Origin of the sequence: Nonomuraea thailandensis (assembly GCF_024172165.1) — a bacterium.
Taxonomy (GTDB): domain Bacteria; phylum Actinomycetota; class Actinomycetes; order Streptosporangiales; family Streptosporangiaceae; genus Nonomuraea; species Nonomuraea thailandensis.
Map to the genome: position 1 here is coordinate 9,735,531 of NZ_JAMZEB010000002.1, position 13,589 is coordinate 9,749,119.

The 13,589-nt window shown below is 70.4% G+C and carries 11 protein-coding genes; 5 read left to right on the top strand and 6 right to left on the bottom strand.

Annotated elements, in window-relative coordinates:
• Complete coding sequence (locus HD597_RS48835; RefSeq protein WP_308210851.1) at positions 1-621, bottom strand: response regulator; 621 nt, start codon at positions 619-621, stop codon at positions 1-3.
• The gene (locus HD597_RS65260) at positions 618-1,733 is read right to left on the bottom strand and encodes a GAF domain-containing sensor histidine kinase (protein ID WP_308210852.1); all 1,116 of its coding nucleotides are present in this window, start codon (positions 1,731-1,733) and stop codon (positions 618-620) included. Before HD597_RS65260 ends, HD597_RS48835 begins: the two co-directional genes overlap by 4 nt.
• A gap of 94 nt (positions 1,734-1,827) precedes the next feature.
• Here HD597_RS65260 and HD597_RS48855 point away from each other — a divergent pair, with 94 nt between their 5' ends.
• From HD597_RS48855 to serB, 4 genes are all read left to right on the top strand, one after another.
• Positions 1,828-2,484, top strand: a complete 657-nt coding sequence (locus tag HD597_RS48855; protein ID WP_253753891.1) for an SDR family NAD(P)-dependent oxidoreductase — start codon at positions 1,828-1,830, stop codon at positions 2,482-2,484.
• Positions 2,481-3,491, top strand: a complete 1,011-nt coding sequence (locus tag HD597_RS48860) for an S-adenosylmethionine:tRNA ribosyltransferase-isomerase (protein WP_253753893.1) — start codon at positions 2,481-2,483, stop codon at positions 3,489-3,491. Before HD597_RS48855 ends, HD597_RS48860 begins: the two co-directional genes overlap by 4 nt.
• A gap of 96 nt (positions 3,492-3,587) precedes the next feature.
• Positions 3,588-4,115, top strand: coding sequence for a DUF11 domain-containing protein (locus tag HD597_RS48865; protein WP_253753895.1), 528 nt, complete (start codon positions 3,588-3,590; stop codon positions 4,113-4,115).
• 78 nt (positions 4,116-4,193) lie between these two features.
• Complete coding sequence (serB, locus tag HD597_RS48870) at positions 4,194-5,426, top strand: phosphoserine phosphatase SerB (RefSeq protein WP_253753897.1); 1,233 nt, start codon at positions 4,194-4,196, stop codon at positions 5,424-5,426.
• A gap of 24 nt (positions 5,427-5,450) precedes the next feature.
• Here serB and HD597_RS48875 read toward each other — a convergent pair whose 3' ends face one another.
• From HD597_RS48875 to HD597_RS48890, 4 genes are all read right to left on the bottom strand, one after another.
• Positions 5,451-5,921, bottom strand: a complete 471-nt coding sequence (locus tag HD597_RS48875) for a SixA phosphatase family protein (RefSeq protein WP_253753899.1) — start codon at positions 5,919-5,921, stop codon at positions 5,451-5,453.
• Between the two features lie 264 nt (positions 5,922-6,185).
• Positions 6,186-8,510 carry a sodium-translocating pyrophosphatase gene (locus HD597_RS48880; RefSeq protein ID WP_253753901.1) on the bottom strand — a complete coding sequence of 775 codons (2,325 nt, stop codon included), beginning with the start codon at positions 8,508-8,510 and terminating at the stop codon, positions 6,186-6,188.
• Positions 8,511-9,742: 1,232 nt separating this feature from the next.
• Positions 9,743-10,162 carry an ATP-binding protein gene (locus HD597_RS48885; RefSeq protein ID WP_253753903.1) on the bottom strand — a complete coding sequence of 140 codons (420 nt, stop codon included), beginning with the start codon at positions 10,160-10,162 and terminating at the stop codon, positions 9,743-9,745.
• A 1-nt stretch (position 10,163) separates the two neighbouring features.
• Positions 10,164-10,514 carry an STAS domain-containing protein gene (locus tag HD597_RS48890; protein WP_043629845.1) on the bottom strand — a complete coding sequence of 117 codons (351 nt, stop codon included), beginning with the start codon at positions 10,512-10,514 and terminating at the stop codon, positions 10,164-10,166.
• Between the two features lie 259 nt (positions 10,515-10,773).
• On the opposite strand from HD597_RS48890, the gene HD597_RS48895 reads away from it, so the two are divergent.
• On the top strand, positions 10,774-13,284 hold the full coding sequence (locus tag HD597_RS48895; protein WP_504928485.1) for a DEAD/DEAH box helicase: 2,511 nt from the start codon (positions 10,774-10,776) through the stop codon (positions 13,282-13,284).
• Positions 13,285-13,589: the final 305 nt, after the last annotated feature.

The window sequence follows — 13,589 nt, forward strand, 5'->3', positions numbered from 1 at the left end:
TCAGCCCAGGCCGTGCCGTACCGCGTACAGCGCGGCCTGGGTGCGGTCCTGCACGCCCAGCTTCATCAGCACGTTGGAGACGTGCGTCTTGACCGTCTTCTCCGCCACGGCCAGGCTTCGCGCGATCTCCCTGTTGGAGCGGCCCGCCGCGATCAGCGCGAGCACCTCGCGCTCGCGCTCGGTCAGCGGCACCGGCGCGGGGACGACCGCGTCGGCAGCGGTGGCCAGCATCGCCTCCGCCGCCTCGGGGGCCAGCAGCACCTGCCCGCCGTGCACGGCGCGTACGGCCTGGACGAGCGCGGTCGGGTCGACGTCCTTGTAGAGGAACCCGGCGGCCCCCGCCCGCATCGCGGGGCCCACGTCGGACGGGTCGCTCACCGAGGTCAGCACCACGATCCTGGTCGCGCTGCCGGACAGCCGCTCCAGCGCGCCGAGCCCGTCCATCACCGGCATCTTCAGGTCGAGCAGCAGCACGTCGGGCGACAGCTCCCCGACCAGCTCGACGGCCTGCGCCCCGTCGCCCGCCTCGCCGACGACCGTGATGTCGTCCTGCAGGTCGAGGAACGTCCGCAGCCCCTGCCGCACCACCGGATGGTCGTCGGCGATCAGCACCCGGATCACACGCTCACCTCCACGCGTACGGTGGTCCCCGCGCCGGGCGCCGACTCCACCGACAGCTCGCCCCCGACGGCCTCGGCCCTGTCGCGCATCGACACCAGGCCGAGCCCGCGCGAGTCCGCCTGCTCGAACCCGTTCCCGTCATCGCGCACGACCAGCTCCAGCCGGCCCCCGCCGTACGCCAGCCGCACCGAGACCGTCCCGGCCCCCGAGTGCCGCAGCGCATTGTGCAGCGCCTCCTGAGCCACCCGCAACACCGCCACCTCCACCGCCGGGTCGAGCGGCGGCAGCTCGGCGCACTCGAACGAGACCAGAGCCGGATGCAGCCGGTCGAGCAGGCGCACGTGCTTGCGCAGCGTCTCGGACAGACCGTGCCGGTCGAGCTCGGCCGGGCGCAGCTCGACGATCACCGCGCGCAGCTCGGACAGGGCCTCACCGGCCAGCCGCTGGACGCGTTCGAGCTCGGCCGCGGCCTTGTCGGGAGCCTTGTCCAGCATGGCGCCGGCGGCCTGCGCGGACAGGCGCAGCGAGAACAGCTTCTGGGTGACCGCGTCGTGCAGCTCCCTGGCCATCCGGTTGCGCTCCTCCACCATGGCCAGCTCGCGCCCGCGCTCGTACAGCCTGGCGTTGATCAGCGCGATCGCGGCGTGCGCGGCGAACAGCGTGAGCAGCTCCTGGTCCTCCTGGGTGAAGCCGCCGCCCGCGCGCTTGTTCGCCAGGAAGATGATGCCGAGCACCTGCTCGCCGTCGCGGATCGGCACCCCGAGGAAGTCCTTCATCACCGGGTGCGCCTTCGGCCACCACTCGAACCTGGCGTCCTTGCGCAGGTCGGGCAGCCTGACGGGGGTGCCGTCGCGGAGCATCGCGCCGAGCATGCCGTGCTGCCTGGGCAGCGGCCCGATCGCGTCCCACTGCTTGTCGGTCAGGCCCTCGGCGACGAACTCGGCGAACGACCCGTCCTCGTCGGGCACGCCGAGCGCGGCGTAGCGGGCGTCGAGCAGCCGCTGCGCCGAGCGTACGATGACCTGCAGCACCTCGCGGACCGACAGGTGCCGGGTGACGGCGAGCACGGCGGAGCTCACCGCCTGCAGGATCTCGTCCCGGTCTGAGGTCACGGCGCCCACTCTATGGTCCTAGGACGATGTGCCGAGGCCCGCACCCGCCCTGCGCCCGATGTCCTGCGCGCGCCGCGTTCCTACCGTCGGTCATATGACGAACACCGCGATTATCACCGGCGCCTCCCGCGGACTCGGGCTCGCCCTGGCCAGAGCGCTGGCCGGCGCGGGCTGGAACCTCGTGCTCACCGCCCGCGGGCCGCACGAGCTGGAGCGGGCCGCCGACGAGCTCGGCGCGACCGCGATCCCCGGCGACGTGACGGACCCCGCGCACGTCCGGCGGCTGGCCGAGGCGGCGCCCGAGCTGGACCTGCTGGTCAACAACGCCGGCGACCTGGGCGCGACGCCGCTCCCGCCGCTGGCGATCTACCCGCTGGACACGTTCAGGGCACTGCTGGAGACGAACGTGACGGCTCCGCTCGCCCTCGTCCAGGCCACGCTGCCCGCGCTGCGCGCCTCCCGCGGCGCGATCGTGAACATCACCTCCGACGCCGCGACCGGCGCGTACGAGGGCTGGGGCGGCTACGGCGCCACCAAGGCCGCGCTCGATCAGCTGTCCAACGTGCTGTCCGCCGAGGAGCCCGACGTGCGCGTCTGGTGGGCCGACCCGGGCGAGATGAACACCCGCATGCTCGCCGACGCCGTGGGCGCCGAGGAGGCCTCGGCCGCCACGGACCCCGCCAAGGTGGCGGCGGCGCTGCATGACCTGGTCGCCTCCCGCCCGGCGAGCGGGAAGGTGAGCCTGCAATGACCGCCGCGCTGGACTTCTCGCTGCCGCCCGGCCTGTCGGCCACCGAGCCGCCCGAGGCGAGGGGCATGTCCAGGGACGCCGTGCGCCTCATGGTCTCCCGTGGCGAGGCGGAGCCGTCCCATCACCACTTCAGCAACCTGCCCGGCCTGCTGGACCCCGGCGACCTGATCGTGGTGAACAACTCGGCGACCCTGCCCGCGGCCGTCCGGCTGGACCGCCTGGCCGTGCACTTCTCGACCGCCAGGCCGGACGGCACGTGGCTGGTGGAGCTACGCCGCCGCACCGGCAAGGGGTCGGAGCCGTACGGCGGCGGCGAGCCCGGCGAGTGGCTGCCGATGCCGGGGCGGGCCACGTTGCGGCTGGTCGGGCGCGAGACGCAGCGGCTGTGGCGGGCGGTGCTCGACCGGGACGTGGAGGCCTACCTGCGGGCGCACGGGGTGCCGATCCGCTACTCGTACGTGGAGCGGGACTGGCCGATCGAGGCGTACCAGACCGTGTTCGCGACCGTGCCGGGGAGCGCGGAGATGCCGAGCGCGGCGCGGCCGTTCACGGTCGAGCTGGTGACGGCGCTGGTGGCGCGCGGGATCGGGATCGCGCCGATCACGCTGCACACGGGGGTGGCCTCGGCGGAGAAGGACGAGCCGCCCTACGCCGAGCGGTACGAGGTGCCGGCCACCACGGCCCGGCTGGTGAACCTGACCAGGGAGAACGGCGGGCGCGTGGTCGCGGCGGGCACCACGGTCGTACGGGCCCTGGAGACGGCCGCGGGCGCCGACGGCCGGGTCACCGCGTCGGAGGGCTGGACCGGGCACGTCGTCACGCCCGAGATCGGGGTGCGGGCCGTCACGGGGTTGATCACCGGCCTGCACGAGCCGCGTTCCAGCCACCTGCTCATGCTGACCGCGATCGCGGGGGAGGCGGCGCTGGCCCGGGCGTACGAAGAAGCGTTGCGAAAGGGATATCTGTGGCACGAGTTCGGCGACACGCACCTGATCCTGAAGCAATAGACTTTACGAAGATTTTGCGTTTGTGATAGGAAAAGCCGACATTTACGGGGGCTTGGTTCTGTGACGTCCCCGTGTCCCTTCGTAACGGAGACGTGAATGCGAAACTCCCTGCTCAAGGGCGCCGCGCTGGCAATTGCGGCAAGCGCCCTGCTGCTTCCGGCCGTTCCCGCCTCGGCCACCACCGCTGCTGAGCCGTTCTCCACCTTCGCCGTGAAGGTGAAGGCGAACAAGACGGTCAAGGCCGGCGGAAAGATCACCTACACCATCCAGGCCACCAACAAGGGCCCGCACTACGCGGACTCCTGGTTCGTCGGCGGGGAGTTCCCCAAGGGTGTCGACCTGCGCCGTATCCAGTACTGGGCCGAGAAGGGCACCCAGTGCGCGCTCGACGGGCGGGCGTTCTACTGCGTCCTGCCCAGGGTCGTGGAGGTGGACGAGACGATCACCATGAAGTTCGTCGCCAAGACCACGAAGAGCGCCAAGGGCACCCAGACCGCGACCCTCGGCGTGGTCACCTACAACGTTGACCAGGGCATGGAGAACATGAGCAAGGAGGAGCTCGACCGCCTCGGCATCCCCGAGTACGCCTTCGCGAAGACCGTCAAGACCAAGGTCGTCCGCTAAGGTCCACGCGCCGCGCCCGGGCCCGAATGCCGCACCTGCTTCGCGAGCATCGGACCGGGCGCAGTACCGTGGCTGGATGTGGACCAGCGCACCCTCCTGATCACACTGACCGGCCCCGACCGCCCGGGCGTCACTTCGCGCCTTTTCTCCGTTCTGTCGCACTTTCCGGTGACGGTCGCCGACATCGAGCAGGTCGTCATCCGAGGACGGCTCACGCTCGGCGTGCTCGTCGCGTACGCGGGCGGCCCCTCGACCGGCACGGGCACCACCCTCGGCGCCATGTGGACCGCCGTCGAACGCGTGGCCGAGGACCTCGGCATGGAGGTGGAGCTCTCCACCGGATCGCAGGCCAAGGAGCAGCGCCGCCGCGGCCGCCTGTCGGTCAGCGTGCTCGGCGCCACCCTCCAGCCCGCCGCCATCGCGGGCATCGCCGGCCGCATCGCCGCCGCCGGCGCGAACATCGACCGCATCGAACGCCTCGCCCAGTGGCCCGTCACCTGCATCGAGCTGTCCGTCTCCGGCGCCGACCCCGACGCGCTGCGCGTCGAGCTGGCCGCCGAGGCCGCCGCTCAGGAGGTGGACGTGGCCGTGCAGCGCACCGGCCTGTCCCGCCGGGCCAAGCGCCTCATCGTCATGGACGTCGACTCGACCCTCATCCAGGGCGAGGTCATCGAGCTGCTCGCGGCGCACGCTGGCTGCCTGGAGGAGGTCGCCCGGGTCACCGAGGAGGCCATGCGCGGCGAGCTCGACTTCGCCGAGTCGCTGCGCCGCCGGGTGGCGCTGCTCGAAGGGCTGCCCGCCGAGGTGTTCGAGCACGTGCGCAAGGAGGTCGTGCTCACGCCCGGCGCCCGTACGCTGGTGCGCACGCTCAAGCGGCTCGACTACCGCTTCGCCATCGTCAGCGGCGGCTTCACGCAGATCACCGACGGGCTGGTCGAGGAGCTCGGCATCGACTACTCCGCCGCGAACGTGCTCGAAGTCGTCGACGGCCACCTGACCGGGCGCGTCGTCGGCGAGATCGTCGACCGGCCCGGCAAGGCGCGGGCGCTGGAGCGCTTCGCGCGCGAGGCCAGGCTGCCGATCTCGCAGACGGTCGCCATCGGCGACGGCGCCAACGACCTCGACATGATCGCCGCCGCCGGGCTCGGGATCGCGTTCAACGCCAAGCCCGTGGTGCGGCAGGCGGCCGACACCGCGGTCAACACGCCGTACCTCGACTCGATCCTCTACCTGCTGGGGATCTCGCGGGACGAGGTGGAGGCCGCGGACGCCGAGGACGGCGTGCCCGCGGCCCTCAGCCGTCCCCTTTAGCCGAGGACGGCGTGCCCGCGGCCCTCAGCTGTCCTCTTTGGGGTCCCACCTGGTGACGAGGCTCCCCTGGCCCGGCCAGAGGTCCTCCCACGGGGGCTCCACCCGGATGACCGCGAACGCCCCCGGCCTGAACACGTAGTCGCCGCCGGCCAGCCCCAGCGCGAGCTCGTGCACGCCCGGGTTGTGGCCGCACAGCACGACGGTGCTCAGACCGGGGTCGGTGCGGCGGACCAGCTCCAGCAGCTCCTCCGGGTAGGCCTCGTAGATGTCGCGCTCGTAGCTGATCTCCGCCTCGGGGAAGGCGAGCTCGGCGGTGCGCCTGGTCCTGACCGCCGGCGAGCAGAGCACCACGTCGGGCTCCAGGCCGGCGGCTCTGATCTCGTCGCCCACCCGCTTGGCGTCCCGCTCGCCCCGGTCCGTCAGGGGGCGCTCCCGGTCGGCCAGGCCAGGCACCTGGGCGGCTTTGGCGTGGCGGAGCACGATCAACGTACGCACGAAGTCATCCCGTCCTCGAGGCCCAGACGGACAGCGCGATGATCAATGCCAGGATCCCGATCATCGCCAGGAGAATCAGGCCCAGGGTCTTCCCGCCGCTGGGCCGGTTTTCGTCGTTCACGTGCCCAGTTTCCCACTGGGGGGCGCGAGGTCCCGTTCCGGGCTGCGCGTGGAGCCGCGCCCGCCACCCTCCGGCGTTCGCACGCAGACGCGCCCGCCCCTCTCGCAGAGGAACGGGCGCGCTCGTCCGGCTCGTCCGGCTCGTCAGGACGCGACGGGCTCGGGATCGCGGTCGTTGTTGTTGTTGCTGGCCGGCTCGCTGGTCACCGAGCGCCGCTTGGACACGATGATCGCGCCGATCACCACGGCCACCGCCACCACCGTGATGCCGATGCGCACGGCCGGGTTGCCCGCGTACAGCACCACGGCGGGCGCCACCAGCAGCGCCACCAGGTTCATCACCTTGATCAGCGGGTTGATGGCCGGACCGGCCGTGTCCTTGAACGGGTCGCCGACCGTGTCGCCGATGACCGTGGCGGCGTGCGCCTCGGAGCCCTTGCCGCCGTGGTGGCCGTCCTCGACGAGCTTCTTGGCGTTGTCCCAGGCGCCGCCCGAGTTGGACAGGAAGACCGCCATCAGGGTGCCGCAGGCGATGGCCCCGGCCAGGAACGCGCCCAGCGGCGCGTACCCCAGCGCGAACCCGACCGCGATCGGCGTCATGACCGCCAGCAGGCCAGGCGTGGCCAGCTCGCGGAGCGAGTCGCGGGTGCAGATGTCCACGACCCGGCCGTACTCGGGCTTCTGGGTGCCGTCCATGATGCCCGGGTTGTTGCGGAACTGGTCGCGTACCTCGAAGACCACCCGCATCGCGGCCCGGCCGACCGCCATGATCGCCAGGCCGGAGAACAGGAACACGACCGAGGCGCCGACGATCAGGCCGACCAGGACGTTCGGCTGGTCGATGCTGAGCGAGAAGGTCGAGAAGCTGCCCAGGGCGCCCTTGACCGCCGCCGTGGCCGTGGCCAGCTCGCCCTCCACCGCCGTACGGAACGCGCCGAACAGCGCCGTGGCCGCCAGGACGGCCGTGGCGATGGCGATGCCCTTGGTGATGGCCTTGGTGGTGTTGCCCACGGCGTCGAGGCTGGTCAGCACGCGGGCGCCCTCGCCCTCGACGTCGCCGGACATCTCGGCGATGCCCTGGGCGTTGTCGGAGACCGGGCCGAAGGTGTCCATGGACACGATGACGCCGACCGTGGTCAACAGGCCGGTGCCCGCCAGGGCCACCGCGAAGAGCGCGATCGTCACGTTGCCGAAGCCGAGCAGGAACGCGCCGTAGACGGCGCCGCCGATGATCAGCGCCGAGTAGACCGCCGACTCCAGGCCGACGCTGATGCCGGCCAGGATGACGGTGGCGGGGCCGGTGGCCGAGCTCTCGCCGATCTCCCTGACCGGGCGGCGGGTGGTCTCGGTGAAGTACCCGGTGAGCAGCTGGATGGCGCTGGCCAGCACCAGGCCGATCAGGACCGCCCCGATGGCGATCAGCCTCGGGTCGGCGTCGAAGCCGGTGATGGAGGAGCCGGTCAGGCCGCTGAAGCTGCTCGGCAGATACCAGAACGCGGCCGCCGTCACCAGCACCGCCGAGATGGCGGCCGAGATGAAGAAGCTGCGGTTGATCGCGGCCATGCCGCTGCGGTCGCTGTCGCGCAGCCGGGTGACGAAGATGCCGATGATCGCCGTGATCACACCGATCATCGGGACGATGAGGGGGAAGACCAGCCCCTCCTCGCCGAAGGCCGCCCGGCCCAGGATGAGGCTCGCGACGAGCATGACCGCGTACGACTCGAACAGGTCGGCCGCCATGCCGGCGCAGTCGCCGACGTTGTCGCCCACGTTGTCGGCGATGGTGGCGGCGTTGCGCGGGTCGTCCTCGGGGATGCCCTGCTCGACCTTGCCGACGAGGTCGGCGCCCACGTCGGCGGCCTTGGTGAAGATGCCGCCGCCGACTCGCATGAACATCGCCAGCAGCGCGGCGCCGAACCCGAACCCTTCGAGCACGCCGGGAGCGTTGCCCTGGTAGACGAACACCACCACGGCCGCGCCGAACAGGCCGAGGCCCACGGTGAACATCCCGGCCACACCACCGGTGCGGAACGCGATGCGCATGGCGCGCTTCTCCCCGGCCTCCCGGGCCGCGGCGGCGACGCGGACGTTTCCGCGCACGGCCAGCCACATGCCCATGAAGCCGGTCAGCGCGGAGAACACCGCGCCGACGACGAAGAAGATGGAGCGCCCGACGCGTACGTCGGTTTCTCCAGGTAGCAACAGCAAAAGGAAGGGAATCACGACGACGAAGATCGCCAACGTGCGGAACTGACGCGCGAGGTATGCGGCGGCGCCCTCTTGCACGGCGCGCGCGATGTTCTGCATTCGTTCGGTGCCCTGGCCGGCGGCCAGCACTTCGCGTACGAGGCCGCCTGCTACGGCCAGCGCGATGAGTGCGACCGCGGCGACCACGATCACGATGGTGAGATTGTTTCCGCTCAGGGCCAGATTGGACGCTGGCTCCGCTGCCAGCATGTGCCTGCTCATCGTTCTCCTCGGCAAGACCGGTCGTCCTGCCCGGGCGGTGCTGCAGTTTTCCTCGGCGGGTGTTGCGGCACCATCCGGGTTGTGGGTGCCGCTTCCGGTTGAATCCGCGTTGCTCTGGATCACCTTGGCCGGTGCCGGGAGTCTACGCAGGCACTCCGCGGATATGAAGGCTCTCGCGGTCGCTAATTGTGCGAGTGTCTAGTAATCCCCTGCCTGGGACCCGGTTTGGGATCTGACAAGTGGAATTTCCCTGAGTTACGGTCATAGCAAGAGGGAGAAACGGGCGGACCGTAATTCGCTTTGGAGGTGGCATGGTTTGGGGGCTGGGGAGGGTTTTGGGGGTGGATGGGAGGGAAGGGAGAGGAAAGGCTTGGGCAGGTGACGTGCGCCTTCAGCGTTCGCATCCGCTTGTCGCTTGAGTGCTGCGCCTGCCGCTTGACGCTGCACCGATCGCGTTCCCAGCGACCCTCCGGACAGGCGCGCCCGCCGCACCACCGCGCCGTTTGTCCCCATTGCATCGTTGGTCGCCCGCGTTGCGACCCGCCCTCCACCCGACGCGGCCCACGCCCACTCATGCGCGGTGTGAAACGTCCTCCGCACGACGCAGCCCACGCCCGCCCACGCGCCATGCGACCCGTCCCCGCACGACGACGGCCCAGCCACGCGACTCACCGTCGCCGCGAGGGGGTGGGGTCCACGCCCACCCTGCACCTGCTGGACGACCGCCCGCACATGCACTGCCGCCGCTCGCACGGGAGCGGACATGCCCCCGGCCAGGCCCCGGCGTGAGCGCGCATCGGCCCACCCCGCGTGACCACACCTTCGCGCGACCCGCCGCGCGCGTCCTGTGCGACCCGCCCCACGCGGGCGCACTTCCGCGCAACCGTCTCGCCCGGCGACAGACCTCTCCCACCGCCCGCCACCTCCGTCGAGAGGCACAGCCAGCGGTCGAGAGGCACAGCCAGCGGTTGAGAGCCACAGACGCGCCCCGCAGCCTTCCCGGCGCCGCGCCGGACACGCCGGGGAGCACGTACGAGCACCAGACACCACACGACCGGCGCCGAAGACCCAGGCCACGCCACCCACACGGGCGCGCGCCAGCCCCGGACCACGCCTGACCTGCCCCACCACAGCCGCGCACCCAAGCGCACCCAAGGAACAGGCCAGAACCAGCCAGAACCCAGCCCGCAGCAGGCCCGAAGGGGGATCAGGCCGACTCACACCAGGGTCGGTCAGACGCCCACGGCCGCCGGCCAGCTCATGCGAATGTTCGTCCCCTTGGGGCTGGGAAAGACCTGTACGTCATCCGCCAAGCCCTCGATGACCGCAATGCCGAAGTTCGACATGAACGAGTCGGAGAGCATGCCCAGGTCGAGGGGTTGTTCCTGCTTGATCTCATCACTGGGGGCAAGGTCGCTGACCGTGACCTCGAACCGCCCCGAGTCGTCACGCAGCTCGATGCGGATGGGCTCGCCCGGACAGTGAGCGCGATGTGCCTCCACTGCCCGGGAACACGCCTCACCCACAGCGAGCCTGACCTCGTCCAGCAGGGACTCCTCCACGCCGGTGCGGCGAGCGATCGCCGTCGCCACCAGCCGTGCGGTCCGCACATGCGCGGGGAGGGCGCTGAACGTCAGCTCGACGGTAGCCATGCTACTTGTCTTTGCCGTGAGCTTCCTTGGCCTCGTCGACCGAAGCGTAGATCCCGAAGACCTTGGTCAGACCGGTGATCCGGAAGATCTTGAGGATGCGCTCCTGCGTGCAGACGAGCTCGAGGGAGCCGTCGTGCGCACGTACCCGCTTGAGCCCCCCGACCAGGACACCGAGGCCCGTGGAGTCGAGGAAGTCGACCTTCTCCATGTTGACAAGAAGGTGGAAGTTGCCCTTGTTGACCAGGTCGATGAGGAGCTCACGCAATCTCGGCGCCGTGTAGACATCGATCTCACCCTCGACCTCCACGATGGTGAGTCGGTCTTCGGTGCGGTGATCCAACTTCAGATCCACAGATCCTCCAGCGCCTCGCCTGCGAAAGTACTCTTGCGGGCCTGGCAATCTGGAGCGTGGCCCCAGACTGTCCGACCCTGACGCGCGGCATTCAACCACGCGCCTGGCTTGTGTCTATACGAAATCACGATTCCCGGCGACTTTGCCCCTCGATGCAAGACTGGAAACAGTGACTTCTACCGGATCCTCCCCACAACAGGCAGGTCCACTCCTCCACCACCTGCTTGGCGTTCCCGCACGTCACGAGCGTGTCACCCATGTGGAGCATGTTCCAGCACGTCAGGCGGGTCAAGTCAGTTGGCCCAAGTGGACACCTGAAGTACTTGTTACGCGCTTGGCGAACCGCGGGGTGACAGGACTCTGGCCTCACCAATACGAGGCCGCCGACCTGGCACACCGTGGCCGAAACGTGATCATTTCCACAGGAACGGCCTCCGGGAAGTCCCTGGCGTACCTCACCCCGGCGATCGCCTCGTGTCTCGACGGCGGCACGGTCCTCTACCTGACGCCCACCAAGGCCCTGGCCGCCGACCAGCTCCGCGGGCTGCGCGAGTTGCGCATCACCCAGCTGCGCGCGGCCTGCTTCGACGGCGACACGCCGTTCGAGGAACGCACCTGGGTACGCCAGCACGCCAACTACGTCCTGACGAACCCCGACATGCTCCACCGGAGCATCCTGCCCCGGCACGCGCAGTGGTCGACGTTCTTCCGGCGTCTGCGCCTGGTCGTCGTGGACGAGTGCCACGGCTACCGTGGCGTCTTCGGCTCGCACGTCGCCCAGATCCTGCGCCGCCTGCGCCGCGCCTGCGCCCGCTACAACGCCCGGCCCACGTTCGTGCTCGCCTCGGCCACGGCCAGCGAGCCCGGCGTGTTCGCGACGCGACTGACGGGGCTTGAGATGGACGAGGTGACGGCGGACGCCTCGCCCAAGGGCTCGACCACCATCGCACTGTGGGAGCCGCCCCTGACGGAGCTCCGGGGCGAGGGAGGGGCTCCTGTACGGCGAACGGCCACGGCGGAGACGGCTGACCTGCTGGCGGACCTCGTCCTGGCCGATGTACGCACGCTCGCCTTCGTCCGCTCCCGCCGCAGCGCCGAAACGGTCGCCCTGTCGGCCCGCGCCAAACTCGCCGACGTCGCCTTCTCCATCTCACCCCCCTTCCCCCTCCCACTCACCCCCACCTCCACGCCAACATCCGCATCCACGTACACCTCCCCGGCACCGCCTGACACCTCCTCCGCGCTCTCCGAGGTCCCCCCACCCTCTGAGATCCCTCCGCCCTCTGAGGTCTCCCCGCCCTCTGAAGCCCCGGCGTCCGCCCCGGCACCCGAACCGGCGTCGGAGCCGGGACCCTCGCGAACCACCCCCGCCTCCACTCCCACGCCCACTCACGGCCCTCTCACCTGGGCTCTCCCGGACACCCCCGACCCGGACCTCGCCGACCTCCCCAACAAGATCGCCGCCTACCGGGCCGGCTACCTCGCCGAAGACCGCAGGCTCCTCGAAAAGGCCCTCCGCGCCGGCACGATCATGGGCCTGGCCACCACGAACGCCCTCGAGCTCGGCGTCGACGTCTCAGGCCTGGACGCCGTGCTGATCGCGGGCTGGCCGGGCACCCGAGCCTCCCTCTGGCAGCAGGCGGGCCGTGCGGGCCGCGACGGCCAGGACGCGCTCGCCGTACTGATCGCCAGGGACGACCCGCTGGACACCTACCTCGTGCACCACCCCGAGGCCCTGTTCGGCCAGCCCGTGGAGGCGATCGTCCTCGACCCGAGCAACCCGTACGTCCTGGGCCCCCACCTCTGCGCCGCAGCGGCCGAGATCCCGCTCACCGAGGACGACCTGCCCGTCTTCGGCGCCACCACGTCGAAGGTGCTCGATGACCTCGTGGCGCAGGGCCTGCTCAGAAGGCGCCCGGCCGGCTGGTTCTGGACCAGGCGGGAGCGCGCCACCGACCTCGCCGACATCCGTGGCGGCGGAGGCAACCCCATCCAGGTCGTGGAGTCGTCCACGGGCCGCCTGCTGGGCAGCGTGGACGAGCCTTCGGCCCACACCACGGTCCACACCGGCGCGATCTACCTGCACCAGGGCGAGACGTTCCTGGTGGAGCTCCTGGACCTGGACGCCGGGGTCGCCCTGGTCACGAGCGCCAACCCGGACTACACCACGTTCGCGCGGGACATCACCGACATCTCCATCCTCTCCACCGAACGCTCCCAAGCCCTCGGCTCCGGCACCCTCCACTTCGGTGAGGTGGAGGTGACCCGCCAGGTCGTCTCGTACCTCAAGAGACGCCTCCAATCAGGCGAGATGCTCGGCGACGAGCCCTTGGAACTGCCGCCACGCACCCTCCGCACCCGCGCCGTCTGGTGGACGCTCCCCGCCTCCGCGGTGGCCCCTCTCGCCGAAGCCGGCATCGACCTCGGCGGAGCCGCCCACGCCGCCGAACACGCCTCGATCGGCCTGCTCCCCCTCTTCGCCACATGCGACCGCTGGGACATCGGCGGCGTCTCCACGGAGCTGCACGCCGACACGGGCCTGCTCACCGTCTTCGTGTACGACGGCCACGAAGGCGGCGCCGGCTTCGCCGAACGCGGCTACGCCCGCGCCACGGACTGGCTGACGGCCACCCGCGAGGCGATCATGTCCTGCGAGTGCGAACGCGGCTGCCCGTCGTGCATCCAATCCCCCAAATGCGGCAACGGCAACGAACCCTTGGACAAACGAGGCGCCATCCGCCTCCTCAACACGCTGCTCGCCTCACAGTGATCCCGCTCATCACCCAAACCCGATCAACACACACAAGCGAATACCCAGCACACATCCCCGCCAAGCAACACAAACCCCGGCCCGCGAACAACAAGCGCCACATTTCACGCATGACGACTCCCTGCCCGAGTCGCAGCAAGTTGCGAACACAGCCCAACAGAGACCGTGCCGTCCAACGCACGCCAAGCGCACTCAGTGATCACTTACACCCGAGACCAGCCGGAATCTCGCCACCCATCACGTGCACGCATTTCCAAGGAGTCCGACCTTCTACGGACTATCCACTCCTTGAGAACACCCGACGA

Coding starts and splice junctions, on each gene's coding strand:
- HD597_RS48885 (WP_253753903.1), bottom strand. CDS start 10,162: ATGGCTACCGTCGAGCTGACGTTCAGCGCCCTCCCCGCGCATGTGCGG.
- HD597_RS48865 (WP_253753895.1), top strand. CDS start 3,588: ATGCGAAACTCCCTGCTCAAGGGCGCCGCGCTGGCAATTGCGGCAAGC.
- HD597_RS48880 (WP_253753901.1), bottom strand. CDS start 8,510: ATGAGCAGGCACATGCTGGCAGCGGAGCCAGCGTCCAATCTGGCCCTG.
- HD597_RS48855 (WP_253753891.1), top strand. CDS start 1,828: ATGACGAACACCGCGATTATCACCGGCGCCTCCCGCGGACTCGGGCTC.
- HD597_RS48860 (WP_253753893.1), top strand. CDS start 2,481: ATGACCGCCGCGCTGGACTTCTCGCTGCCGCCCGGCCTGTCGGCCACC.